Origin of the sequence: Pseudomonas sp. J452, from assembly GCF_024666525.1 — a bacterium.
Lineage (GTDB): Bacteria > Pseudomonadota > Gammaproteobacteria > Pseudomonadales > Pseudomonadaceae > Aquipseudomonas.
Genome location: NZ_CP088294.1, coordinates 2,712,396 through 2,735,028 on the forward strand (window position 1 = coordinate 2,712,396; position 22,633 = coordinate 2,735,028).

General features: G+C 65.8%; 24 protein-coding genes. 3 read left to right on the top strand and 21 right to left on the bottom strand.

Annotated elements, in window-relative coordinates; genetic code table 11:
- The first annotated feature begins 269 nt into the window (after positions 1 to 269).
- Complete coding sequence (locus LRS11_RS12315) at positions 270 to 1,583, top strand: phospholipase (protein ID WP_260493279.1); 1,314 nt, start codon at positions 270 to 272, stop codon at positions 1,581 to 1,583.
- Between the two features lie 12 nt (positions 1,584 to 1,595).
- Here LRS11_RS12315 and LRS11_RS12320 read toward each other — a convergent pair whose 3' ends face one another.
- Positions 1,596 to 1,817: a hypothetical protein gene (locus LRS11_RS12320; protein ID WP_260493280.1), complete on the bottom strand. Its 222-nt coding sequence runs from the start codon at positions 1,815 to 1,817 to the stop codon at positions 1,596 to 1,598.
- 1 nt (position 1,818) lies between these two features.
- Positions 1,819 to 2,511: a hypothetical protein gene (locus tag LRS11_RS12325; RefSeq protein ID WP_260493281.1), complete on the bottom strand. Its 693-nt coding sequence runs from the start codon at positions 2,509 to 2,511 to the stop codon at positions 1,819 to 1,821.
- Positions 2,512 to 2,701: 190 nt separating this feature from the next.
- Between LRS11_RS12325 and LRS11_RS12330 the strand changes: the two genes are divergently transcribed.
- Positions 2,702 to 3,127 carry an ABA4-like family protein gene (locus tag LRS11_RS12330; RefSeq protein ID WP_260493282.1) on the top strand — a complete coding sequence of 142 codons (426 nt, stop codon included), beginning with the start codon at positions 2,702 to 2,704 and terminating at the stop codon, positions 3,125 to 3,127.
- Here the strand turns inward: LRS11_RS12330 and LRS11_RS12335 are convergent.
- The 6 genes from LRS11_RS12335 to LRS11_RS12360 all read right to left on the bottom strand — a co-directional run bounded on the left by LRS11_RS12335 (position 3,121) and on the right by LRS11_RS12360 (position 7,739).
- Complete coding sequence (locus LRS11_RS12335; protein ID WP_260493283.1) at positions 3,121 to 4,863, bottom strand: amidohydrolase family protein; 1,743 nt, start codon at positions 4,861 to 4,863, stop codon at positions 3,121 to 3,123. The genes LRS11_RS12330 and LRS11_RS12335 overlap by 7 nt on opposite strands.
- Before the next feature lie 233 nt (positions 4,864 to 5,096).
- On the bottom strand, positions 5,097 to 5,432 hold the full coding sequence (locus tag LRS11_RS12340) for a DUF2025 family protein (protein WP_260493284.1): 336 nt from the start codon (positions 5,430 to 5,432) through the stop codon (positions 5,097 to 5,099).
- A 194-nt stretch (positions 5,433 to 5,626) separates the two neighbouring features.
- The gene (locus tag LRS11_RS12345) at positions 5,627 to 5,827 is read right to left on the bottom strand and encodes a hypothetical protein (protein ID WP_260493285.1); all 201 of its coding nucleotides are present in this window, start codon (positions 5,825 to 5,827) and stop codon (positions 5,627 to 5,629) included.
- Between the two features lie 4 nt (positions 5,828 to 5,831).
- Positions 5,832 to 6,533 (bottom strand): YebC/PmpR family DNA-binding transcriptional regulator, encoded by a 702-nt coding sequence (locus LRS11_RS12350; protein WP_260493286.1) that lies wholly within the window; start codon positions 6,531 to 6,533, stop codon positions 5,832 to 5,834.
- A gap of 171 nt (positions 6,534 to 6,704) precedes the next feature.
- Complete coding sequence (locus LRS11_RS12355) at positions 6,705 to 6,836, bottom strand: hypothetical protein (protein WP_260493287.1); 132 nt, start codon at positions 6,834 to 6,836, stop codon at positions 6,705 to 6,707.
- A 153-nt stretch (positions 6,837 to 6,989) separates the two neighbouring features.
- Complete coding sequence (locus tag LRS11_RS12360) at positions 6,990 to 7,739, bottom strand: 3-oxoacyl-ACP reductase family protein (protein ID WP_260493288.1); 750 nt, start codon at positions 7,737 to 7,739, stop codon at positions 6,990 to 6,992.
- Positions 7,740 to 7,851: 112 nt separating this feature from the next.
- Here LRS11_RS12360 and LRS11_RS12365 point away from each other — a divergent pair, with 112 nt between their 5' ends.
- Positions 7,852 to 8,775 carry a LysR family transcriptional regulator gene (locus tag LRS11_RS12365; RefSeq protein ID WP_260496910.1) on the top strand — a complete coding sequence of 308 codons (924 nt, stop codon included), beginning with the start codon at positions 7,852 to 7,854 and terminating at the stop codon, positions 8,773 to 8,775.
- 22 nt (positions 8,776 to 8,797) lie between these two features.
- On the opposite strand, the gene LRS11_RS12370 is transcribed toward LRS11_RS12365, so the two are convergent.
- From LRS11_RS12370 to LRS11_RS12430, 13 genes are all read right to left on the bottom strand, one after another.
- The gene (locus LRS11_RS12370) at positions 8,798 to 10,324 is read right to left on the bottom strand and encodes a hypothetical protein (RefSeq protein ID WP_260493289.1); all 1,527 of its coding nucleotides are present in this window, start codon (positions 10,322 to 10,324) and stop codon (positions 8,798 to 8,800) included.
- A 61-nt stretch (positions 10,325 to 10,385) separates the two neighbouring features.
- Positions 10,386 to 10,775, bottom strand: coding sequence for a hypothetical protein (locus LRS11_RS12375; RefSeq protein ID WP_260493290.1), 390 nt, complete (start codon positions 10,773 to 10,775; stop codon positions 10,386 to 10,388).
- Positions 10,776 to 10,936: 161 nt separating this feature from the next.
- Positions 10,937 to 11,668: an ABC transporter substrate-binding protein gene (locus LRS11_RS12380; protein ID WP_260493291.1), complete on the bottom strand. Its 732-nt coding sequence runs from the start codon at positions 11,666 to 11,668 to the stop codon at positions 10,937 to 10,939.
- A 126-nt stretch (positions 11,669 to 11,794) separates the two neighbouring features.
- A complete protein-coding gene (locus tag LRS11_RS12385; protein WP_090231782.1) occupies positions 11,795 to 12,076 on the bottom strand; it encodes a peptidylprolyl isomerase in 282 nt (93 codons plus the stop codon).
- Between the two features lie 109 nt (positions 12,077 to 12,185).
- Positions 12,186 to 12,704: a M23 family metallopeptidase gene (locus LRS11_RS12390; protein ID WP_260493292.1), complete on the bottom strand. Its 519-nt coding sequence runs from the start codon at positions 12,702 to 12,704 to the stop codon at positions 12,186 to 12,188.
- A 30-nt stretch (positions 12,705 to 12,734) separates the two neighbouring features.
- Positions 12,735 to 13,736: an AraC family transcriptional regulator gene (locus LRS11_RS12395; protein ID WP_260493293.1), complete on the bottom strand. Its 1,002-nt coding sequence runs from the start codon at positions 13,734 to 13,736 to the stop codon at positions 12,735 to 12,737.
- 230 nt (positions 13,737 to 13,966) lie between these two features.
- Complete coding sequence (modC, locus tag LRS11_RS12400) at positions 13,967 to 15,076, bottom strand: molybdenum ABC transporter ATP-binding protein (RefSeq protein WP_260493294.1); 1,110 nt, start codon at positions 15,074 to 15,076, stop codon at positions 13,967 to 13,969.
- Positions 15,077 to 15,079: 3 nt separating this feature from the next.
- Positions 15,080 to 15,760, bottom strand: coding sequence for a molybdate ABC transporter permease subunit (gene modB, locus LRS11_RS12405; RefSeq protein WP_260493295.1), 681 nt, complete (start codon positions 15,758 to 15,760; stop codon positions 15,080 to 15,082).
- A 72-nt stretch (positions 15,761 to 15,832) separates the two neighbouring features.
- On the bottom strand, positions 15,833 to 16,591 hold the full coding sequence (gene modA / locus LRS11_RS12410; RefSeq protein WP_260493296.1) for a molybdate ABC transporter substrate-binding protein: 759 nt from the start codon (positions 16,589 to 16,591) through the stop codon (positions 15,833 to 15,835).
- Positions 16,592 to 16,811: 220 nt separating this feature from the next.
- Complete coding sequence (nirD, locus tag LRS11_RS12415; protein WP_260493297.1) at positions 16,812 to 17,189, bottom strand: nitrite reductase small subunit NirD; 378 nt, start codon at positions 17,187 to 17,189, stop codon at positions 16,812 to 16,814.
- On the bottom strand, positions 17,189 to 19,744 hold the full coding sequence (gene nirB / locus LRS11_RS12420) for a nitrite reductase large subunit NirB (protein WP_260493298.1): 2,556 nt from the start codon (positions 19,742 to 19,744) through the stop codon (positions 17,189 to 17,191). Before nirB ends, nirD begins: the two co-directional genes overlap by 1 nt.
- A gap of 447 nt (positions 19,745 to 20,191) precedes the next feature.
- On the bottom strand, positions 20,192 to 21,418 hold the full coding sequence (arsJ, locus tag LRS11_RS12425) for an organoarsenical effux MFS transporter ArsJ (protein ID WP_260493299.1): 1,227 nt from the start codon (positions 21,416 to 21,418) through the stop codon (positions 20,192 to 20,194).
- A 210-nt stretch (positions 21,419 to 21,628) separates the two neighbouring features.
- A complete protein-coding gene (locus LRS11_RS12430; protein ID WP_260493300.1) occupies positions 21,629 to 22,633 on the bottom strand; it encodes an ArsJ-associated glyceraldehyde-3-phosphate dehydrogenase in 1,005 nt (334 codons plus the stop codon).

Genomic DNA, 22,633 nt, shown 5'->3' on the forward strand with positions numbered 1-22,633 from the left:
AACCTGCTTTCGATCTCCTGGCCGTCGGCCATACCGCGTTAAAAACAGCCTCGGAATGCTCATTTACAACTCGTAAACTCCGCTTCCTCGGCTGTTTTTGCCTTGTCTGGCTCTAGTCCAGAAGATCGTAAACAGGTTCTACGGGCAGGCGCGGGCAGAGCATGGTGTGGCCGAATCGGTGTGCGTGGCTGTCGCTCTGTGTCCGTGTCGGCGTCAGGTGCCGCGGTTAGTCTTGCTGACTTTCGGCCCTGCGCGTATTGGGAGTGAGAGTGAAACCGTCCGTTTTGTTGCCCTGTGTCTGGCTGCTGGCGTGTCTGCCGTTGACCGCCCAGGCCTGGTCTAATCATGCCCTAGGCAGCCTGCTGGCGCTGCGCGATCAGCCCGAGCTGGCCGCCGAGGTGCAGGTGGAGCCGCTGGAGGCCTTCCTCAGCGAGCAGGCGCCGGCCATCGAGCGCCTGCTCGACGAGCAGGAGACTTTTGCCCGTGAGCATTTCCCCGCCTATCCGCCGCGCCCGGATGCCCTGCGCTGGCGTGCCGCAGGACTGCAGGAACCGCGCGCGGCCTTTCTCCAGGCGTTGCGCATCAACCCCGAGGTGCGCCTAGCCAGCTTTGTCCAACAGCTACCCGGGCAGGACGCGGGTAACCGACCCAGCCTGAGCAGCGCCGAGGTGTTGGTGTTCCACAAGGTCGGCCCGTGGAGCAACTGGCGCTACCTGGCCCTGCAGCCCGGTGAAGCGGTCAGTGCCCTGCAGGTGCTGGCCAGTGCCGCCGACGAGCCGGACTACGGCCACGACATCAACCTGTTCAGCGATAACCCAGGCGAGGCGGGCCAGCATTACAACTTCGGCATCCAGCCATTCGGCGATGCACGCTTCGAGTATTCCTCGCAGGCGCCGTTCCATATCGGCTACTACCACGAGTCCAGCCTGATTTTCGCTGCCGCGCCTTACCTGCAGCGCACCCTGCCGCACTGGCGCATCTATCAGTACAGCGGCCTGGCGCGGCTGGCTTTCGCCAGCGGGCATCCCTACTGGGGCTACCGTTTTCTCGGCTGGGCTCTGCACTATTTGCAGGACCTGACCCAGCCCTACCATGCCAGCGTGCTACCGGGCGTGGATGCCAGCGGCATGCTGCTGATTGCGGCCAAGGCCGAGGCCGGCTACCCGGAAGACCGCGAGGCGGCGATCAAGCGCGTGGCGGATCGGCATACGGCCATCGAGCAATACCAGTTCGATCGCATGCAGTTGCTGATGCATGAGGGGCCGGCCGATCATCCCTTGCTCACGGCCTACAGCGATACCCGTCAGGATGCCAGCTACCCGGCTTTCGGCCCGGACTATGCGGCCCAGGTGGTGGCGGCCGAATCCCAGGCGCGGGCTGGCGAGCTGGATCAGTTGATCGGCCTGTGGTTGGCCAAGCGCACGGCGACCCAGGGCTTCAGCGCCAGCAATCGCCTGGCCCGAACCGAGGCTGATCCAGCCATGGAGCAACTGTTGGTGGAGCTGTTCCGTCACTTTGGCGCCCATAGCCGGCAGGCGCTGCGGGCCAACTCTCCTGCAGTGCCTGCCACCAAGCAGCCCTGAAGACGGTGGACTCTACTGCTGCGCCGTCTGCTTGCTGGGCGGGCGCTGCAGGTCGCTGGGGTTGAACCACAGCTCGCGCTGCTGCAGCGGTGTGGCGCGGGGCAGTAGCGGGTTATCCAGTTCGAGCACCCGGCGTTCGGCGAAGTTCACCTGCTGCAGGTTGGCGCCATAGTGCTGCATGAACAGGCGGTCGAAGGAGCCGTCGGCCAGCGCCAGCTGCATGCCTGCGCGCACGCTATCGGCACAGCTCGGGGTTGTGCGGCGAGAAGAAGAAATACAGGGCGGTCGGGTAGTGCAGCAGCAGATGGCGGTCGACCGTGATCGCCGCGTCGGACCGGTGTTTGGCCTCGTCCCAGATCTCGATCACCGCGCGCGGGAAGTAATCGAAGCGCCCGGCATCGAGCATGCGGAACAGGCTGTCGTAACTGGAGGTGACCACGACTGGCTGACCGTTGTGGCGCAGAATCGCGGTGTCCGGCCAGTCGTGCCCCTGACCGGCGCTGAGGGCCTGCAGATCGTCGAGTGTGCGCACCTGGCGCAGCAGCTGCGCGCGGTCGGCACGCAGCAGGGCGATGCGCCAGCCATACAGACCCTTGTCGAGCGGGATACGTACCGGCAGCAGGCGCCGTTCGCGCTCGATGCTGGTCATGCTCCAGACCACATCGACGCTGCCGCCTTCTTCCAGGCTCAGTAGCGCACGCTCCTGTTCCATCGGCTGCTCCGACGGACGTGGTTGCAGCGGGCTGCCGACTTTGTCCAGGGCCAGCTGCAATTGCGCCAGCGCATACTCCTGGCGGTACTCCTCGCCGCTGGGGGCACGCGGATAACGCAGCACGCCCAGGGCCTCGGCCTGGGCCGTGCCGAGCAGCCCGCCTAGCAGGAAAGCCGTCAGCCACTGCCCAATGGCCGGCTTGCGCCTTGCTCGCATCGATTGCAGTCCTTTCAATCGGAACAGGAGCGGCAGCCGCTCCATTTTGGGGCGAGCATTATGCCAGCCCCGCTGGATCAGTGTGGCACCGGGTTCGCGGACATGGCGTGTCATTCAGCGCCGGCTTACTGGCTGGCAGCGACATCGGCAGGCGCTAGGCTGAGCGCACTCTCCTGTTCCGAGGTCGCCCATGGCTCCGCTCAAACCGTTGTTCACCCTGAGTTCCGTCATCGCCCTGCTGGGCTGGTTGGCGCTGGTGCTGCTGCCCGGTTGGGCACACACCGACGCGCTGCTGCTGTGGGGCATCGTCGTGCTGCTGGTGCTGATCTATGCCTGGTTGCTGGCGGTGGCCCTGCGCCAGCGGCCTGAGCCAGGCACGGGGCGACCGGGGTTCTTCAGTCTCGCCGGGGTGCTGTCCCTGTTGCGCCAGCCGACGGCGGCGCTGGCGGCCTGGGTGCATATCCTCGCTTTCGACCTGATGGTCGGCCTGTACATCCGCCACGAAGGCGCCCTGGCCGGCATCAGCCATTGGGCGCTGCTGCCGTGCTATGTGCTGACCCTGATGTTCGGCCCGCTCGGTCTGTTGGCCTTTCTGCTGCTGCGGTTTTTTTACTGAGCAGCGGCGCGCAGAAACTGGCCATAGCCACGGGCCTGGCCGAGGTCGCTGGCGAACTCGCCGTCGCGGTAGGCGATGCGCCCGTTGATCAGCACGCAGCGCACCGCGTCGCCGCGGTTGACCATACGCTGCAGGCCGTCGAAGCCTTCCATCGGTGCCTCCTGGTAAGTCGCCAGGCTGTCGTCCAGGCGCCTTGGGTCGAGCAGCAGCAGGTCGGCGCGGCCGCCTTCGCGCAGGGTGCCGGCGTCGATGCCGAACCATTCGCCCAGCTCGCCGGTCAGGCGCCAGATGGCTTTTTCGATCGGCATCACCGCTGTGCCGCGCTGCTCGGCGTCTTGCACCAGCTTGAGCAGGCGCGGGGCGAAGTTGTAGAAGGCCATGTTGCGGATATGCGCGCCGGAATCGGCGAAGCCGATCAGCGTGCTCGGCTCGCACACCAGTTTTTCCACCACCTCGCGCCGATGGTTGGCGATCACCGTGCGCCAGCGCAGGCGCGGGCCGTGCAGCACCAACAGGTCGAGGAACAGGTCACCGGGGTGCACATCGCGCAGGCGCGCCAGCTCGCCGATGCTGTGGCCGACCAGGCTGGCGTCCGGGCAGTCGACGATCCAGGCATCGTCGAAGTCGCGGTGCCAGACCCGCGGGCCGAAGCGCTTGTCGACATCCTGGCGGAACTGGCGGCGGTAGAGCGGGTCGCGGAACAGCTCGCTGCGCAGGTCCTGGCTGGCCAGGTGCAAGGCGGCCTGGCCGGCGGGGAATTCCTCGAAGACCACGAACTCCATGCCATCGGCATAGGTTTCGAACGGCACCGGCAGGGTTTGCCAGCGGAAGTCGGCGTTGCTCAGGCGGTTCAGCCAGCGCGTCAGCGGGCCGAGGATCGGCGCCAGCCACGGGTCGGCCTTCACATCCATCAGGGTGATCAGCGTGGTCTTCAGCGGCCGGCGCAACAGGCCCATGCTTTCCCACAGGTAGGCGAACACGTTGAGCTTGCTCACCAGGTTCGGCGCGCCCTGGTGGATGCGCCCGCGGCGGCGCAGCACGCGGTTGAGCCAGGCGTACTCGCGCCAGGTGGAATACACCGAGGGCAGCGACTTGGAGCGCTCGCGTTCGCCGTCCAGCTTGTCCCAGGGGTTGGTCATGCTGGAGAGGCCGAGCAGGCCGGCGTCCAGCGCTTCCTCCAATAGATCGGCCATGCGCTGCAGCTCGGCCTGGCTGGGGCGCACCTTGGCGTCCACCGCACGCTGCAGGCCGAGCACGGCCACGCGCAGGTCGGAGTGGCCGAGGAAGGAGCAGATGTTCGGCCCCAGCGGATGCTGGTCGAGGAAGGCCACATAGTCGGCGGCGCTGTTCCAGCTCTTGCGTGCCTGCAGCAGCGGCAGCACATGCTCGCGCGGCACCGATTCGACGCGGGTGAACAGGTCCGAACAGTCCTCGGCGCCGGACAGCACCATGCTGATCGAGCAGCTGCCGATCATCACCGTGGTCACCCCGTGGCGCACCGATTCCTTGAGCGCGGGAGCGGCCACCAGCTCGGCGTCGTAGTGGGTGTGCATGTCGATGAAACCGGGCAGCAGCCACTGGCCGCTGGCGTCGATCACCTCGGCACAGCCGCTCTCGTCCAGCGGCGTGGCGCTGATCGCGGCCACCTTGCCGGCACGTATGCCCAGGTGGCGAACCACGCCCGGCGCGCCGGTGCCATCGAAAAACAGGCCGTTCTTGATCAGCACATCGAACATGCTTGCCACTCCTTAAAGCCTGTTTCGGGTCTTTTGAGCTAGAGCCAGGCAAGGCGAAATTGGGCGAGGACGCGGAGTTTACGAGGTGTAAATGAGCAGTCCGAGCCCGATTTCAACGCAGCATGGCCGACGATCAAGAGATCCGAGATAGGTTGTTATTGTTGTGATCACAGCATAGGAGCCACGGGGCTGACGGACAGGTGGCGAAAGCGATGAATGTGCCGTCGTTTCGGTCAGGCCGGAGTCTTGGGTAGCACGCGCCGTTCGGCAGTGATTTCGGCCAGATCGCTGCGCCGCAGGTAGACATGCAGCGCCTCGCCAAGCTGCAAGCGGTCGTCGATATTTTGCGCCGCCAGCAATTGCAGGCGTTCACGGATCAGGCGCATGACGCCGCCGGGCAGCGGCAGCCAGACGAACTCGCTGGTGGGGGTGATGCTCTCGCCCGGTACATCGAGGCCGAAGGAGTCTTCGCTGAAACGCACGATGTGCTGGCCGGTTTTCGCGTTGAAGCCGACAAAGCCCTGCAGGGCGTCGGCCGCGGCGCAGATGCTGGCGGAAGTGATGCTCATGGGTAAACCTCAGGCAGGCGCCGGATGGCGACGGTGGTCGGGTCTACACGCAAGGGAGAAGGGTGGGCTCGTTGGCCGCACACGCGTTATGCCGGGCATTGTTGCGGCATGGCCGCAGGCGTGTGTTGTCGGAGATCAATGTTGCGGCACGCCTGAGAATCAGTCGCGATTATCGGTGGCGCAGGTGGATGGTCTTAGGTTGCGATTCCGCCGGCGCTTTGCCGTTCCAGCTCACGGCGCACCATGTTGGCAAACTCTGGTGGGCTCAGTTGGTACAGCTCGCTGGCGACCCAGGTCAGCCAGCGCGGGCCGAGGGCCGCACGCTGGTCGAGCAGGCGCCGCGCTTCGCTCTGGGCGCGCGCGGCGTGATCGGCATGGTATTGCTGTCGACTCAATGAATCAGCCAGCCAGGCCGACGTAGACGTTCTGCACGTCGTCGTGGTTGTCGAGGGCTTCGAGGAAGGCTTCGACTTCTTCCATCTGCGCATCGCTCAGACCGCTCACCGGGTTCTTCGGCATGTAGCCGATCTTCGCCGAGTTGACGGTGAAACCGTGCTCCGGCAGGGCTTTGCACACGGCGTCGAGGTCGGTCAGTTCGGTGACGAACAGGGTGTTGCCTTCATCGGACGGCTCGAAGTCCTGGGCACCGGCTTCGATGGCGGCCAGTTCCGGGTCGGCGCCGCTGTCGGAGGAGGCTTCGATCATGCCGACGTGGTTGAAGTCCCAGGTCACCGAACCGGAGGCGCCCATCTGGCCCTTGCGGAACAGCACGCGGATTTCCGCCACGGTGCGGTTCAGGTTGTCGGTCAGGCATTCGACGATCACCGGCACCTGGTGCGGGGCGAAGCCTTCGTAGGTGGTGCGCTCGAAGTTGATGGTCTCGCCGAGCAGGCCGGCGCCTTTCTTGATCGCGCGCTCCAGGGTGTCCTTGGGCATCGAGGCCTTTTTGGCCGCGTGGACGGCAACGCGCAGCTTGGCGTTGGTGTCCGGGTCGGCGCCGTTGCGTGCGGCGACCATGATTTCCTTGACCAGACGGCCGAAAATCTTGCCCCTGGCGTTGGCTGCGGCTTCTTTAGGTTTGGCTTTCCACTGTGCGCCCATGTTGGCTCTCTCGCTGGCTGCGGATGGGTAAGTCGATGTCCGGCCTGCGCCGGATAAGGCGGCAGATTCTAGCCGGTCACGCGCGCGGAGGCACCTGTGAGCTGTCGGGCTGTGGTTGGAAAGGGCGGGGAAGAGGCCCGGCGCCCAGATGGCGCCGGGTTTGTCTGGGGTTCACGGGGTTTCGGCGTGGCTGCCCAGCAGGGTGGTGCCATGCTTTTTCTCGCGCTTGGCCAGGCGCTTGTCGTGAAGGCTCTTGAGCGGTTTCTTCTTGCTCTCTTTGTGGGAATCCTGACTCTTGCTCATGGTGCTTACCTCGGTGATGTAGGGATGGACAGAGTGCGCTCGTTGGCCATTACCACCTCCCAGGTTGCATCAACCTGCATGGATGCAAAATTGCGTCTTGAACAAGCATAGCCCCGCTCCGGGGGCTGTGCAGGTTGTTGCGCAGGCCGCGTGTCAGGCGGCAAAACCACCGTCGATGGTCAGACTGGCGCCGGTGATGTAGCCCGCTTCCGGGCCGGCCAGGTAGCTGACGAAGCTGGCGATCTCCTCGACCTGGCCGTAGCGCGACAGGGCCATGGTCGGCTTCAGCGAGGCGGCGAACTCGGTGTTGTCCGGGTTCATCTCGGTGTCCACCGGGCCCGGTTGCACGTTGTTCACCGTGATGCCGCGCGGGCCGAGGTCGCGGGCCAGGCCTTTGGTCAGGCCGACCAGCGCCGACTTGCTCATGGCATACAGCGCGCCGCCGGCGAACGGCATGCGCTCGGCATTGGTGCTGCCGATATGGATGATCCGCCCACCGTCACCCAGGTACTTGGCGGCTTCCTGGCTGGCGATCACCACGCTGCGCACGTTGATCGCCAGGGTGCGGTCGATGTCCTCCATGCTCAGCTCCTCGATCGGCGCAATCGCCAGCACGCCGGCGTTGTTGACCAGGATGTCGAGGCGACCGAAGGTTTCCACGGTCTGGCCGATGGCATGCCGGATGGCCAGTTCGCCGGCACTGTCGGCGCGGATCGCCAGGGCGCGGCCGCCGGCGGCGACGATGCTCTGCACCACCGCTTCGGCGGCTTGCGGTGACTGGCTGTAAGTGAGGGCGACACTGGCACCGTCACGGGCCAGGCGTTGGGCGATGGCGGCGCCGATGCCGCGTGAACCGCCTTGGATGAAAGCAACTTTGCCGCTGAGGGGAAGGTGAGTGGTCATGTTCGTCTCCGGGGGATTGGGGTAGTTGACGGAAACGAGTATCTGCCCTCGATTAGTCATTGATTAGCCAGTAGTCTGTGCTTTCTTTCGATACAGATGGTTGTTAATGGCCATGGATACGCTCAACGGCATCGAATGCTTTGTCCGCAGCGCCGAGGCTGGCAGCTTCGCCGAGGCGGCGCGGCGCCTGGGCCTGACCCCGGCGGCGGTGGGCAAGAACGTCGCCCGCCTGGAGGCAGACCTGGGCGTGCGCCTGTTCCAGCGCAGCACCCGCAGCCTGAGCCTGACCGAGGCTGGCGAGCACTTCCTGGGCGAGGCCAGGGGCGGCCTGGATATCCTGCAGGGGGCCATGAGCAACCTGGCCGGCATCGAGGGCCAGCCGGTCGGCACGCTCAAGGTCAGCATGGGCCTGGCCTTCGGCCTGAACTACATCGTGCCGCTGCTCGACGAGTTTCTCCGTCGCTACCCCGGCGTGGTGCCCGACTGGCACTTCGACAACCGTGCCGTGGACCTGATCGGCGAAGGCTTCGATGCGGCCATCGGCGGCGGCTTCGAGCTACCGCCGGGAGCGGTGGCCCGCGAGCTGGGGCCAGCCCACCGGGTGCTGCTGGCTGCCCCGGCCTATCTGGCCCAGCATGCCATGCCGACCTCACCGAGCGAGCTGCGCCAGCATGCTGGCATCCTGATTCGCTCGCCGCAGACCGGGCGTATTCGCCCGTGGCTGTTGCGCAATCGCGCGGGTGAACAGGCCGCCATCGAGCTGCAGCAGCGCATGGCCCTGGGCGACCCGGAAGCTGCCTGCCACGCCGCGCAGCAAGGCCTGGGCATCACCCTGGTGAGCACCGCGCATGCCTTGCCCTACCTGCAGAGCGGCGCGCTGCAGCGGGTATTGCCGGACTGGTACGTGGACAGCGGGGCAATATCGATCTACTTCTCCGGGCACAAACTGCTGCCGCAGAAGACCCGGGTGTTCGTCGACTTCATCGTCGAGCAGTTCCGCCGCCAGGGCCTGGCCGAGCAGTTTTCCTCACACTGAAAGGATGCCGTCATGTGCCCGATTACTGCATGGATAGAGAGCTGCCGCGCTTGTACGTGAGCTGGGTCAGATCCAGGCGCAGGTCGTAGTACCAGATGCAGTCGACGACCTGGCCCTGCAGTTTGATCAGCGCCAGTTGCTCGCCTCTGGGTACCAGCAGCAGGCTGGGCGGCTGGCTATTGCCCCTGTTGTAGAGACGGTTGAAGCCTTGCAGGCGATCGGCGAGTCGCGTGCTGGACAGCGGTGTACCGTCGCTGGCGATGAACAGCAGACTGCCGTCGGAAGTCCAGGCCGCGTAGCGATCGGCCAGTTCATCGTAGGCCAGCGAACTGATATCGATATTGTCCAGTGAGCGGAAGTCCAGCCATTTACCGTTGTTGGCATCGAAACGGTAAAGGAAGCCTTCGCCCCCCAGCGAGGCAAGGGTGACGTAGTGGCGTTTGCTGTCGTAGGCCACATCCATGGGCCAGGACAGGCTGGGGAAGTTGCTGGGCATTTCCAGCAGGGTCTTCTGCCGAGTCTGCGGATCGATCACGTGCAGCTGGTGGCTGTCTATCTGGTAGATGCGCTGATCCTGCATGGCCTTGACCGCCTTGTCGCTCGCGATGGCAACCTGTAGCTCGGGCTCCACGGGGCCTTCCAGCGACCACTGGCTCTTGCCGTAGTCGCGGGTGGTCAGCTCGAACTGCAAGGGTTTGAGCGGCGCCTGCGGCATGTCGCCAGCCAGGGTCAGGTCCTGCTGCGGCTGGTCTGGTTCGGTCACGACAATGGCATTGGGCAGGGCATATTCGCCGCGAAAAGCGTCTACCTGCTGAATGCCGAACAGGTCGTGCAAGCCCTTGAGCAGGGCGACGAAGTTGCCGCTGTCCTTTTCGTAGCTGTAGGGCAATTGGCTCAGGAAACCCTGGGTAGCAAAGCTGCTGTACACGCTGGGGCGTTCGTAACCGGAGACGAGGATGCCCTTGACCAGGGTGTCGGCACTTGCATCCACCTGCCAGGCAATCTTCTCGTAGCTAGTCAGCACCAGTAGCACCGCTTTGCCCGGCCGATCGATCGACACCTTGACCCTGGTGCCCTGGCTGGCCTGGTTTGCCGCCTCGTATCCGGAAATCACGATAACTTCCGCGTTCTCGGCCAGGTCGGCCGGTGGCCGGGACTTGCTCAGCGGCAGTTCGCTGCCCGTCGGCATAAAGGCATCCGCTCGAATGGCAGGGGCCGGGTTGCTGATTGGCGCTGCGGGAGTGCGATCGCGTTGGCTCAGTAACACCTGGTTCAGGTGCTTTTCCTGGTAATACAGCGTCCCCAGGATTGCGCTCGCGCTGGCCAGCACGATGCAGCCGAGCAGAGCGAGCCATAACAGGCTGTTTGCCGGGCGCGGCTCGCTCGGGCTGGCTGGTTCGACCGCGATGATGCTGGCCTGTAGCTGCTGGGTAGTCTTCAGCGCCTGCTCGACCTTGGCATAAATGGCGCCGCAGTTCGGGCAGGCGTGGGTCGGCAAGTCTTCGGCAAATGCTTGTGCATGGCCGCACTTCAAGCAGGTTTTGTTCATCGCCACATCCTTGTGTTGTTTGTGGGAAAGATCCATTCAACGCTAGGAATAGCCCAGTCGGCTACACCACTTGGCCCAGGCTCAGCAGCGGCAGATAAACCGCAACGATCTGCAGGGCAACCAGGAGCCATGCCACCAGGCTCGCCAGCAGCAGGCCGACATGGGCCCAGCGCTCGCGCACTGCAACCCACAGCAGCAACCAGGCCAGTTGATGGGCCAGGCCGCCGCGCAGGACGCTCCATACCGCTTGCGGGTAATCCACGACCAACTGGGTCAGCAGGGGTAGCTCGGCACCGAAGCTGCTGAAAACGTCGGCGAAAGCCGGCAGGCTGGACCAGAAGCTGTAGGCCACCAAGGCCGCTGCGAGTAGCGACAGGCCATGCAGCACCAGCTTGAGTTTGGACAGGGCAGGACGAGTGGCAGGTGTGGCGGCGGGTGATTGCGCGTGCATCGCAGGAACTTCCTTGTGGCTTGCAGTGGTCGGGCGCAGTTTCCATGGCGTGGCAGGTTTTGAATAGTGAATTTCTGCCAGTGTCGGGCAGCGGGATTCCGTTTGATGGCGTTGGTTTTGGCTGCCGCTCGGATGACTGGCAAGCCTAATACTTGGCCGATTCAGTCGGTATAGCGGGCGTAGCGCGCCTGGATACGTGCCACTTCGCCGGACGCCTGCATCAGCTGCAGGCGCCGGCGCAGGCGCTCGACCAGGTCCGGGTCGCATTCCAGCGAGCAGGCCAGGTAGAGGTCGTTGCTGACCAGGGGCGGGCTGCTGAGCAGTTCGTGCTTGCCGACCTTTTCCCAGAAGTAACGCGCTTCGGGGATGCCATTGAACCAGGCATCCAGGCGGCCCATTTCCAGCATCAGCGCCGGGTTCTCATCGATCTTCAACACCAGCAGCTGGTCTTCGCGAAAGCCGGCGTCGAGCAGTTGCTGGTGCTGCGCGCTGCCCAGGCCGACGCCAACCTGGCGCAGCTGCAGGCGCGCTTCGGCCATTGAGCGTACGGGCGTGCCGAGGCTGAAGAAGGCCCGTTGTATGTGGAAAATCGGGGTGATCCAGGTGTACAGCTTTTCCCGCGAGGGAATGCGTGACAGCGGCATGATCAGCAGGTCGCGGCCTTCCTGCACCTGCTTCTGGGCTCGTGGCCAGGGTGGCGTGTGCAGCCTGTAGTCGAGCTTTTCCGCAGCCAGGGCGGCCAGCACCACTTCACCCACCAGGCCGTGCTGGCCTGGCTCGCTTGAGGTCAGCGGTGGCGCTTGCACGCTGAACAGCTGCACGGCTTCGGCCCAGGCGGGCAACGGCAGCAGCAGGATGAGCAGGCAGAGTAGGCGAGCGGAGGCTGTAGGCATGCGTGGCAATCAGGGTTGCTGTGCAGCCAGTATAGGCGGGTGGGGAGGGCGGTCGGATTGGGTGTGTTGCGGGATCTAGCGGAGTGAGAACCCGCCCCGGGCGCGCGGCCAGGGCGGGTGGGGCCATCAGTCCTGGCGGCTGGTGACTTCCAGCAGGTGGTAGCCGAACTGGGTCTTCACCGGGCCTTGCACCACGTTGATCGGTGCGCTGAATACCACGGTGTCGAATTCCTTGACCATCTGGCCCGGGCCGAAGGAGCCGAGGTCGCCGCCCTGGCGGCTGGACGGGCAGGTGGAGTTATCTTTGGCGACCTGGGCGAAGTCGGCACCACCTTCGATGGCGGCTTTCAGTTCGTTGCACTTGGCTTCGCTGGCAACCAGGATGTGACGGGCAGTGGCTCGGGCCATGGGGTGTACTCCTCTGAAGAAAGGTGCTGAGCCTACCGGATTCGATGGGCTATTCAAGGCAGTTCATCGGCTGGGGGCGGTGCTCTGCGCCCCGAGGCCGTGCGTGCAGCTAGTCGCTGCTGGGGGCGAGCAGCTGGCTGGGGTCCAGGTAGAACATCTTCTTCCAGCCCTGCGCACTGCCATCGGCGCGCCAGAAATAGGGCAGCAGGCTGACGATGGAATAGTGCAGGTGCGGTGGCTTGCCCCGCGCATTGCCGCTATCGCCGACCGTGCCCAGCAGGCTGCCGGGCAGCACGGGTTGGCCGGGCCAGGCGCCGTGGCTGTCGAGATGGGCGAAGTAGTGCAGGCGCCATTTCGGCCCGAGTACCACCAGCACCTTGCCACCCATATCGATTTCACCGCGCAGCAGCACCAGGCCGTAGCTCGGCGCTACTACAGGCGTACCGGTGCGGGCGAAGATGTCGATGCCCTTGTGCACGCCGGAGCGGCCCCAGGGTTCGAACCAGAAACTCTTGGGGTGCCAGTCTTTGCTGCTGGCGCCCTGCACGGGCACCTGTGGCCACTCGGGGGCGAGCAGCCAGGCGAGACACAGGGCGAGCAGCAGATAGCGTTTGCGTGGGCGTTTCATAGGGCGGCATCCATGCGGCGGGGTTGATGTTCAGCTTTCCTGATGCGCGCGATAGGCGCCGGGGGTCAGCCCGGTCCATTTCTTGAAGGCGCGGTGGAAGGCCGAGGGTTCGGAGAAGCCGAGCTGTTCGGCCAGATCCTGGATCGACAGTTCGTCGCGGCCCAGGTGGTAGATGGCCAGGTCGCGGCGCAGGTGGTCCTTGAGTTCCTGGAAGCTGCTGCCTTCCTCGCGCAGGTGGCGGCGCAGGGTCTGCGGGCTGATATGCAGTTGCTGGGCGACCTGTTCCAGATCGGGCCAGTTGGCACAGTCGCGGCCGAGCAGGCGGCGGATACGGCTGGTCAGGCTGTCACCGCCATCGGGGCGGGCCAGCAGGTCGGCCGGTGAGTGTTCGAGGAACTGCTTGAGCGTGCGCTCGTCCTGCAGCAGCGGCATGTTCAGGTAGCGGCTGTGAAACAGCAGGCTAGTGCTGGCTGCGTCGAAGCGCCGTGGGCAGGGGAACAGCAGGTCGTACTCGCCGCTGTGCGCCGGCTCGGCATAGGCGAAGCTGGCTTCTTCCAGGCGGATGCGCTGGCCGATCAGCCAGCTGCCGAGGCGGTGCCAGATCACCAGCAGGCTCTCGGTGAGGAAGTGGTCCGGGTCCCACAGCACCGAGCTGTCGATACTCAGGCGGACCCACTCGTCCTCGCGCTGCAGGTGCACGCGGGGGGCGTCGGGGAACAGGCCGTAGAACAGCATGCCGCGCACCAGGGCTTTTTCCAGGGTGCGGCAGTGGATGATGGCGTGGCCCATCATGGCGAAGGTGCCGCGCTTGCTCGGGCGCTGGCCGAAGCCCATGTACTCGTCATCGAGTAGTGCCCACAGGCCTTGCAGCAGGCGGGTGAACTGCTCGGGGGCGAGGCGTGCGCGCGGCTCTTCCAGCAGCGCCGGCTGGATGCCCAGCTCGCGCAGCAGGGCGCTGTAGTCCAGGCCCTGGCGCTCGGCGCCGCGCAGGGCGGCGCGGATGAAATGGCTGGCGATAGTGCGTTCGCGCATGACAGGGCTCGGCGAAAGTGTGGGCCGGATGGTAGGGCGCTCGGCGGCGGTGGACAAGCATGGGCTGCTCCCTCTGCCGTTTACGGGAGACGACTGCTGGGATGCCGGAGGTAGGGGGACGCAGGAAGCCAAAGCCGAGGGTTGGGGGGAGGGGGAGTGGGCCGACTCCCTCTCCCCCAGCCCCTCTCCCACAAGTGGGAGAGGGGAGTGTCCGTGGGCCGAGTCAGCCTTCAGGCCAGCAGCGCCACCGACTTGATCTGCGCCCACAGTTGCTGGCCATCGTGCAGGCCGAGCTGGTCGCGCGAGTAGCGGGTGATGCGCGCCAGCAGCAGCGTGCCGTGCATGTCCAGGCGTACCAGCACATGGGCCGGGTTGTCCGCTGGCGCCTGGCTGTGCACGGTGACCGGCAGCAGGTTGAGGATGCTGCTGTGCTGCGGCTTATCCAGGCTCAGGCTGACGTCGCGGGCCTGCACCTTGACCCGCAGCAGCTTGCCGCTGGCCACCGGGGCATGGGCGATGCGCAGGCCAATCGGGCTGCCGGGAAAGGCCAGGCTAAGCAGTTGATAGTGCGCATCGTGGTCGCTGACCCGCGCCTGCACCACCACGCCGGCATCCTCGCTGTGGGCCATGGGCAGATCGAGGCGTGCCAGCAACTCGTCGACCGGGCCGCTGGCCTGCACCTGGCCGTGGTCCAGCAGCACCAGGTGATCGGCCAGGCGTGCCACCTCGTCCGGCGCGTGGCTGACGTAGAGCACGGGTATCTCCAGTTCGTCGTGCAGGCGCTCCAGATAGGGCAGGATTTCGGCCTTGCGCTGCGGGTCGAGGGCGGCCAGCGGTTCGTCCAGCAACAGCAGGCGCGGGCTGGTCAGCAGTGCGCGGGCGATGGCGACCCGTTGCCGTTCACCACCGGACAGTTTGCCTGGCAGGCGTTCGAGCAGGTGCTCGATGCCGAGCAGCGCCAACGCCTGCTCCAGGCTGACGCGGCGCTGCTCGGCAGGAATGCGTTTGCGGCCGTATTCCAGATTGCCGCGCACCGACAGGTGCTCGAACAGGCTGGCTTCCTGGAACACATAACCCAGGGCGCGCTGGTGCGGGGCGAGGAAGTGGCCGCGGGCGCTGTCCTGCCAGCACTCACCGTTGACCCGCAGCTGGCCGATTTCGGCGCGCTCCAGACCGGCCACGCAGCGCAGCAGGCTGGTCTTGCCCGAGCCGGACGGGCCGAACAGCGCGGTGACGCCGCGCCCCGGCAGGTCCAGATCGACATCCAGGCGGAACTCGCCACGGCTCAGGCGAAAGCGGGCCTGCAGACGCTTATCGGGCGAAACAGCGTTATGGCTCATGGCTCAGACCCGTACCGGCTGCAGGCGACCTTTGAGGTGCAGGGCCAGCAGGATAAGGAAGGAGAACAGCAGCATGCCGCCGGCCAGCCAGTGGGCCTGGGCGTATTCCATGGCCTCGACGTGGTTGAAGATCTGCACCGAGACCACGCTGGTCTTGCCGGGAATATTGCCGCCGATCATCAGCACCACGCCGAACTCGCCGATGGTGTGGGCAAAGCCCAGCACCGCGGCGGTGATGAAACCGGGTTTGGCCAGCGGCAAGGCGACTGTAAAGAAGCTGTCCCAGGGACTGGCGCGCAGGGTGGCGGCGACTTCCAGGGGGCGCTCGCCGATGGCCGCGAAGGCGTTTTGCAGCGGCTGCACGACGAAGGGCATGGAGTAGATGATCGAACCCACCACCAGGCCGGCGAAGCTGAAGGGCAGGGTGCCCAGCCCCAGGCTCTGGGTGAGCTGGCCGATCGGCCCGTGCGGGCCCATGGTCACCAGCAGGTAGAAGCCGATCACCGTCGGCGGCAGCACCAGGGGCAGGGTGACCACGGCGCTGACCGGGCCCTTCCACCAGGAACGGGTGCGCGCCAGCCACCAGGCGATAGGCGTGCCGATCAGCAGCAAGAGCACTGTGGTCAGCGTGGCCAGCTGCAGGGTCAACCAGATCGCGGCGAAGTCGGCGCTGGTGAGGGGCATCGCGGGTTTTCCTTGTCGTCAGGCAGCTGCAGGTGCGCCCGGCGCACCCTACAAGAAGCCGGGCGCCGCTGGCTACAGCTGGTAGCCGTAGGAGCGCAGCACCGCTACTGCGGGTTCGCTGCGCAGATATTCCAGTAGCGCCTTGGCCGCTGGGTTGTCCTTGCCCTGGTTGAGGATTAGCGCGTCCTGGCGGATCGGCGCATGCAACTCGGCCGGAACACGCCAGGCCGAGCCGCTGCTGAGTCGGCCGTCCTTGTACACCTGTGACAGGGCGACGAAGCCCAGTTCGGCATTGCCACTGGCGACAAACTGAATGGTCTGGGCGATGTTCTGGCCTTCGACCAGCTTGGGCGCCATGGCCTGACTCAGACCCAGCTTGGCCAGCACCTGGGTGGCGGCCAGGCCGTATGGGGCGGTTTTCGGATTGGCAATGGCCAGGTGTTGGAACTGGTTGGCCTTGAGCACCGCACCTTGCGCGTCGACATAACCGGCCTGCGCCGACCACAGGGCCAGGGCGCCGATGGCATAGGTGAAGCGTGAATCGGCCACGCTCTCGCCTTCGCGTTCCAGCTTGGCCGGGGTGCTGTCATCGGCGGCGAGAAAGACTTCGAAAGGCGCGCCGTGCTTGATCTGTGCGTAGAGCTGCCCGGTGGCGCCGTAGGCGGCGACCAGGGTGTGTCCGGTGGCCTGCTCGAAACCCTCGGCGATGGCCGGCATGGGCGCGCTGAAATTGGTGGCGACGGCCACCTGGACTTGTTCGGCTTGCACGCTGGCAATGCCGCTGAGGCTGAGGCTGAGGGTGAACAGGGCGTGGCGCAGAGGGTGGAGCATGCAGTGGCTTCCTTGGCGTCGGGGCAAGGTGGGCGGGTTGGGCAGTGGCGCAGCCTGATGGTGGATAAGTACCGCGTTATCCCCCGCATGGCGGCGTTGAGCTGCTGGCTGGTCATCCTAATACGCTTTGCCCAGCACGGCCATGCAACGCAAAAGCCCGCGACCCGCACCTTGCAAGGGTGCCGGCCGCGGGCTCGCGGTGGGCTACTGGGTGGAGCGATCAGGCCAGGCCGATTTCCACCGTGTCACCCTGCAGGCGCACCGGCCAGGTACGCAGCTGCTGCTCCGGGTATTCCAGGCAGGTGCCGTCTTCCAGGCGGTAGTGCTGCTTGTACAGCGGTGCGGCGATCACCAGGTCGCCACCCAGGCTGCCGACAATGCCGCGACCGATGACGTTGGCGCCGGACTTGGGGTCGCGGTTGTCCACGGCATACAGCTGCTTGTCGCTGGCCTCGTTTGGCAGATAGAACAGCGCCACCTGGGCGCCGTCGACCCAGGCGACCACGCCGGAGTTGGCCACCAGGTCGGCACGGCTGCACAGGGCGCGCCACTGCACGCTGGTTTGCTCGACTATTGCGGTTGCGCTCGACTGGCCCATCAGACCACCTCCTCGGCTGGAATAAGTTGCAGTTCGGTGGCGCTGATCGGGCGACGCTGGCCACGCTCCTCGACGAACTGGATATCCGGGTCGCCGCCTTGCTGGTTGACGAAGGTGCGGAAGCGCTTGAGCTTCTCCGGGTCCTTGAGGGCGTTGGCCCATTCGCACTCGTAGCGGTCGATCACCAGCTGCATCTGCGCTTCCAGTTCGGCGGCGAGATTCAGGCTGTCGTCGATGATCACTTCCTTCAGGTAGTCCAGGCCGCCTTCCAGCGACTCACGCCACACCGAGGTGCGTTGCAGACGGTCGGCGGTTTGCACGTAGAACATCAGGAAGCGGTCGATGTAGCGCACCAGGGTGGCGTCATCCAGGTCGGTGGCGAACAGCTCGGCGTGGCGTGGGCGCATGCCGCCGTTGCCAGCGACATACAGGTTCCAGCCGTTCTCGGTGGCGATCACGCCGACGTCCTTGCTCTGCGCCTCGGCGCATTCGCGGGTGCAGCCGGAGACGGCGAACTTGATCTTGTGCGGCGAACGCAGGCCCTTGTAGCGATCCTCCAGCAGCAGCGCCATGCCGACGCTGTCCTGCACACCGTAGCGGCACCAGGTGCTGCCCACGCAGGACTTCACCGTGCGCAGCGACTTGCCGTAGGCGTGGCCGGTTTCGAAGCCGGCGGCGATCAGTTCGGCCCAGATGTCCGGCAGTTCGTGCAGCTGCGCGCCGAACAGGTCGATGCGCTGGCCGCCGGTGATCTTGGTGTAGAGGTCGTATTTCTTCGCCACCGCGCCGATGGCCAGCAGGCCGTCCGGGGTGATCTCGCCACCGGGAATACGCGGCACCACCGAGTAGGTGCCGTTCTTCTGCATGTTGGCCATGAAGGTGTCGTTGGTGTCCTGCAGCGGTACCAGCGCCGGGTCGGTGATCGAGCGGTTCCAGCAGGAGGCGAGGATCGAACCCACCGCCGGCTTGCAGATATCGCAACCGACATGGCCGCGGCCGTGCTTGGCCAGCAGCGCCTCGAAGCTCTCGATGCCTTCGACGCGAACGATGCCGTACAGCTCCTGGCGGGTGTAGGCGAAGTGCTCGCAGAGGCTCTTGTCCACCACCACGCCGCGCGCAGTCAGCTCGTGCTCGAACACCTGCTTGAGCAGCGCGGAGCAGCCGCCGCAGCCGGTGGCCGCCTTGGTGCAGGCCTTGAGCCCGGCCAGGTCGCCGCAGCCGGCGTCGATCGCCGAGCAGATCGCACCCTTGCTGACGTTGTGGCAGGAACAGATGGTGGCGGTGTCCGGCAGGGCATCGGCGCCCAGCGCCGGGGCGCCTTCGCCTTGCGGCAGGATCAGGCAGGACGGGTCGGCCGGCAGCTTGATGCCGTTCTGCACGTACTGCAGCAGGGTGTCGTAGTAGCTGTTGTCGCCGACCAGCACGGCGCCGAGGGCCTGCTTGCCGTCGGCCGAGACCACCAGACGGCGGTAGCTGGCGGTGGCTTCGTCGATGAAGCGGTAGCTGCGCGAACCGGCGGTGGCGCCGTGGGCATCGCCGATGGAGCCGACGTCGACGCCGAGCAGCTTGAGCTTGGTCGACATATCCGCGCCCATGAACGGCTCGCTGTCTTCGCCGCACAGCTGGGTGGCGACGCTGCGGGCCATCTGGTAGCCCGGTGCGACCAGGCCGAAGATGCCGCCGTTCCACGCCGCGCACTCGCCGATGGCGTAGATCGCCGGGTCGCTGGTGCGGCACTGGCTGTCGATGGCCACGCCGCCGCGCGGGCCGAGTTCCAGGCCACACTGCTTGGCGATGGCGTCCTGTGGGCGGATGCCGGCGGAGAACACGATCAGGTCGGTTTCCAGGAATTCCTCACCGGCGAAGTTCATCCGGTAGCGGTACTCGCTGCCGGGGGTGATCGACTGGGTGCCGCGCGACAGGTGCACGCTGACGCCCAGGGCTTCGATCTGTGCCTTCAGTGCCAGGCCGCCGTGGTCGTCCAGCTGTACCGGCATCAGGCGCGGGGCGAACTCCACCACATGGGCTTCCAGGCCCAGAGACTTCAGCGCGTTGGCCGCTTCCAGGCCGAGCAGGCCGCCACCGACCACCACGCCACGGCGCGCGCTCTTGGCGGCAGCCTGAATGGTGTCGAGGTCGGCCAGGGTGCGGTAGACCAGGCGCGAATCGCCTTCGGCGCCTTCAATCGGCGGCACGAAGGGGTAGGAGCCGCTGGCCAGCACCAGCTGGTCGTAGGGGAAGCTGCCTTCGGCGGTGATCACTTCGCGGCGCTCGCGGTCGATCTCCAGCACGGGCACGCCCAGGTGCAGGGTCACGCCCGGCGTCTGGTACAGCTCGGCACCGCTGAGGGCCAGGGATTCGGCATCGCGGCCGGTGAAATACTCGGAGAGGTGCACGCGGTCATAGGCGCGCAGCGGCTCTTCACTGAACACATGCACGCGGTACTGCGCCAGCGCGCCACGCTCGATCAGTTGCTCGACGCAGTGATGGCCGACCATGCCGTTGCCGATGATGATCAGCCGCTGCTGGTCTGTGGAGGTATCTGTGCTGTTCATGGCATTTCCCGGCCGAAGCTCATCAGGTTTTTCTGCGGCAATAAAAAAAGCGCCTGAAACCTTGCGGTTTCAGGCGCCTTTGCCTGTTCATTCGCGATGGATAACCAGGCTGCTGTGCCTCGCTCACCGCCACACCCATGGCCGTTGGGCCGTCGATCACCGTTGATCGCTGGGTGGCCCGGCCGCTTGTGTGCGCCGGGTTTGCCTGAGCTATGCAGCGCTTGTGCCAGGTTTGCCAAAGGCCCTGTTCATGGGGCCTAAAGCCGCTGTGTACGGGCTTTTTCAGTGGCTGAAGCTGGTTCGCAGGCCTGGCGTGAACCCTGATTATCGGTTCGCGGAGTGTGCAGAAATGGGGCGTATGCCTTGAGTTGGTGCGTGCTGGGGCTGGGGCGAAGCTGTGCGTGCCTGGCCTGGCGAGTTGCTGCAGATCAGCACCGCTGCCGTATCTTAGCGGGCCAGACCCTCGGCATGCCTGGGCAGGCCCAGGGAGATCAGCGCCGCCGCCAGCACGAAGGCCGAGGAAATCCACAGGCAGGCTTCCAGCCCATAAGCCTGGTAGACCCAGCCGGAGAGCAGGGTGCCGAGCAGGCGGCCGAGGGCGTTGGACATGTAATAGAAGCCGACGTCCAGCGACACGCCGTCTTCATTGGCGTAGCTGACGATCAGGTAGCTGTGCAGCGAGGAGTTCACCGCGAACAGCACGCCGAACAGCAGCAGGCCGCCGAGCAGCACCCAGTGCGCCGATGCGTCGGTCTGCAAGCCAAGGGCGATGGCTGCTGGTAGGCCCGCCAGCAGCGCAGCCCAGACGAAGGCGGCGCGGCCGTCCGGGACCTGGCCGCTGCGCTTGCCGGTGATTGCCGGGGCGAACGACTGGACGATGCCGTAGCCGATCACCCAGCAGGCGAGGAAACCGCCGACCAGCCAGAAGTCCCAGCCGAACACGCTGGACAGGTACACCGGCAGGGCCACCACGAACCACACATCGCGGGCACCGAACAGAAACAGGCGGGCGGCCGAGAGGATGTTGATCGCCCGGCTCTTCGACAGCAGCTCGCGGAACTTGGGTTTGGCCTTGGCCTTGCCCAGGTCCTTCTGCAGCAGCCACAGGCTGGCCAGCCAGATCAGCGCCAGCCCGGCTGCCATGCCCAGCACCGCGCCGGTGAAACCGAGCAGGGCGAGCAGAGCGCCGCCGAGGAAGAAGCCGACGCCCTTGAGCGCGTTCTTCGAGCCGGTGAGGAGCGCCACCCACTTGTACAGCGTGCCTTGCTCGCCAGCGGGCACCAGCAACTTGATCGAGCTCTTGGCGCTCATCTTGTTGAGGTCCTTGGCGATGCCCGACAGCGCCTGCGCGCCCATCACCCAGGGCACTGTCAGCCAGGCGGCCGGTACGGTGAGCATCAACAGCGCCGCCACCTGCAGGCCGAGGCCGAGGTTCATGGTGCGATTCAGGCCCAGGCGCGCGCCCAGGTAGCCACCGACCAGGTTGGTGACCACGCCAAAGATTTCGTAGAACAGGAACAGCGCGGCGATCTGCAGCGGCGAGTAGCCGAGGCTGTGGAAGTGCAGCACCACCAGCATGCGCAGGGCGCCGTCGGTGAGGGTGAAGGCCCAGTAGTTGCCGGTTACCAGCAGGTACTGGCGCACGGCGGGCGATAGCTGCGAGAGCGGGCGCATGAGAGTTTCCTGAGCGTTAAGTGGGGCTTGAACCCCTCTCCCCAACCCTCATCCCGTGGGGGAGAGGGGGATGTTCGTGTGGGCTGGATGCTGCGTGGGCTTGTCTCCCCTCTCCCGTTCACGGGAGAGGGGCCGGGGGAGAGGGGGGTAGCCCGGAGGTATCCGGGGTGGACACCTCCCGCAACCTCCCGGATTGCATCCGGGCTACGTTTAGCCAGCCAATCCAACCATCCGTGCCAGCTCCACGGTTCGGTTGGCGTAGCCCCACTCGTTGTCGTACCAGGCGTAGATCTTCACCTGGGTGCCGTTGACCACCAGGGTCGACAGCGCATCGATGATCGAGGAACGCGGGTCGGTGCGGTAGTCGATGGACACCAGCGGCCGTTCCTCGTAACCAAGGATACCTGCCAGCGGGCCCGCAGCCGCGGCCTTGAGCAGGGCATTGACCTCGTCCACGGTGGTGGCGCGCTCGACCTCGAACACGCAGTCGGTCAGCGAGGCATTGGCCAGCGGTACGCGCACGGCGTGGCCGTTCAGCTTGCCGCGCAGCTCGGGGAAGATCTCGGCAATCGCCGTGGCCGAGCCGGTGGTGGTGGGAATCAGGCTCATGCCCGAGGCGCGGGCGCGGCGCAGATCCTTGTGCGGCTGGTCGAGGATGCTCTGGGTGTTGGTCAGGTCGTGGATGGTGGTGATCGAGCCGTGGCGGATGCCGAGGTGCTCGTGGATCACCTTGACCACTGGCGCCAGGCAGTTGGTGGTGCAGGAGGCGGCGGTGACGATGCGGTGCACGGTCGGGTCGAACAGCTGCTGGTTGACCCCCAGCACCACGTTCAGCGCGCCGGCCTCTTTCACCGGCGCGCTGACCACCACGCGCTTCACGCCCTGGTTCAGGTAACCCTGCAGCACGGCGACGGTCTTCATCTTGCCGCTGGCCTCGATCACCAGGTCGCAGCCGCTCCAGTCGGTGTCGGCGATGGCCTTGTTGGCCGTGACCTTGATCGACTTGCCGTCGATCACTACGCAGTCGCCAGTGCTGCTCGCTTCATGCTGCCAGCGGCCGTGCACCGAGTCGAAATTCAGCAGGTGGGCGTGGGTGGCGGCGTCGCCGGCGGGGTCGTTGATCTGTACGAACTCCAGCTCCGGCCAGCCCCAGGCGGCGCGCAGGGCCAGGCGTCCGATGCGGCCGAAACCGTTGATACCGACTTTGATGGTCAT

Coding starts and splice junctions, on each gene's coding strand:
- modC (WP_260493294.1), bottom strand. CDS start 15,076: ATGAGCCATAACGCTGTTTCGCCCGATAAGCGTCTGCAGGCCCGCTTT.
- LRS11_RS12335 (WP_260493283.1), bottom strand. CDS start 4,863: ATGTTCGATGTGCTGATCAAGAACGGCCTGTTTTTCGATGGCACCGGC.
- LRS11_RS12385 (WP_090231782.1), bottom strand. CDS start 12,076: ATGGCCCGAGCCACTGCCCGTCACATCCTGGTTGCCAGCGAAGCCAAG.
- LRS11_RS12365 (WP_260496910.1), top strand. CDS start 7,852: ATGGATACGCTCAACGGCATCGAATGCTTTGTCCGCAGCGCCGAGGCT.
- nirD (WP_260493297.1), bottom strand. CDS start 17,189: ATGGGCCAGTCGAGCGCAACCGCAATAGTCGAGCAAACCAGCGTGCAG.
- nirB (WP_260493298.1), bottom strand. CDS start 19,744: ATGAACAGCACAGATACCTCCACAGACCAGCAGCGGCTGATCATCATC.
- LRS11_RS12325 (WP_260493281.1), bottom strand. CDS start 2,511: ATGCGAGCAAGGCGCAAGCCGGCCATTGGGCAGTGGCTGACGGCTTTC.
- LRS11_RS12390 (WP_260493292.1), bottom strand. CDS start 12,704: ATGAAACGCCCACGCAAACGCTATCTGCTGCTCGCCCTGTGTCTCGCC.
- arsJ (WP_260493299.1), bottom strand. CDS start 21,418: ATGCGCCCGCTCTCGCAGCTATCGCCCGCCGTGCGCCAGTACCTGCTG.
- LRS11_RS12395 (WP_260493293.1), bottom strand. CDS start 13,736: ATGCGCGAACGCACTATCGCCAGCCATTTCATCCGCGCCGCCCTGCGC.
- LRS11_RS12380 (WP_260493291.1), bottom strand. CDS start 11,668: ATGCCTACAGCCTCCGCTCGCCTACTCTGCCTGCTCATCCTGCTGCTG.
- modB (WP_260493295.1), bottom strand. CDS start 15,760: ATGCCCCTCACCAGCGCCGACTTCGCCGCGATCTGGTTGACCCTGCAG.
- LRS11_RS12375 (WP_260493290.1), bottom strand. CDS start 10,775: ATGCACGCGCAATCACCCGCCGCCACACCTGCCACTCGTCCTGCCCTG.
- LRS11_RS12350 (WP_260493286.1), bottom strand. CDS start 6,533: ATGGGCGCACAGTGGAAAGCCAAACCTAAAGAAGCCGCAGCCAACGCC.
- LRS11_RS12430 (WP_260493300.1), bottom strand. CDS start 22,633: ATGACCATCAAAGTCGGTATCAACGGTTTCGGCCGCATCGGACGCCTG.
- modA (WP_260493296.1), bottom strand. CDS start 16,591: ATGCTCCACCCTCTGCGCCACGCCCTGTTCACCCTCAGCCTCAGCCTC.
- LRS11_RS12340 (WP_260493284.1), bottom strand. CDS start 5,432: ATGAGCATCACTTCCGCCAGCATCTGCGCCGCGGCCGACGCCCTGCAG.
- LRS11_RS12355 (WP_260493287.1), bottom strand. CDS start 6,836: ATGAGCAAGAGTCAGGATTCCCACAAAGAGAGCAAGAAGAAACCGCTC.
- LRS11_RS12360 (WP_260493288.1), bottom strand. CDS start 7,739: ATGACCACTCACCTTCCCCTCAGCGGCAAAGTTGCTTTCATCCAAGGC.
- LRS11_RS12370 (WP_260493289.1), bottom strand. CDS start 10,324: ATGAACAAAACCTGCTTGAAGTGCGGCCATGCACAAGCATTTGCCGAA.
- LRS11_RS12330 (WP_260493282.1), top strand. CDS start 2,702: ATGGCTCCGCTCAAACCGTTGTTCACCCTGAGTTCCGTCATCGCCCTG.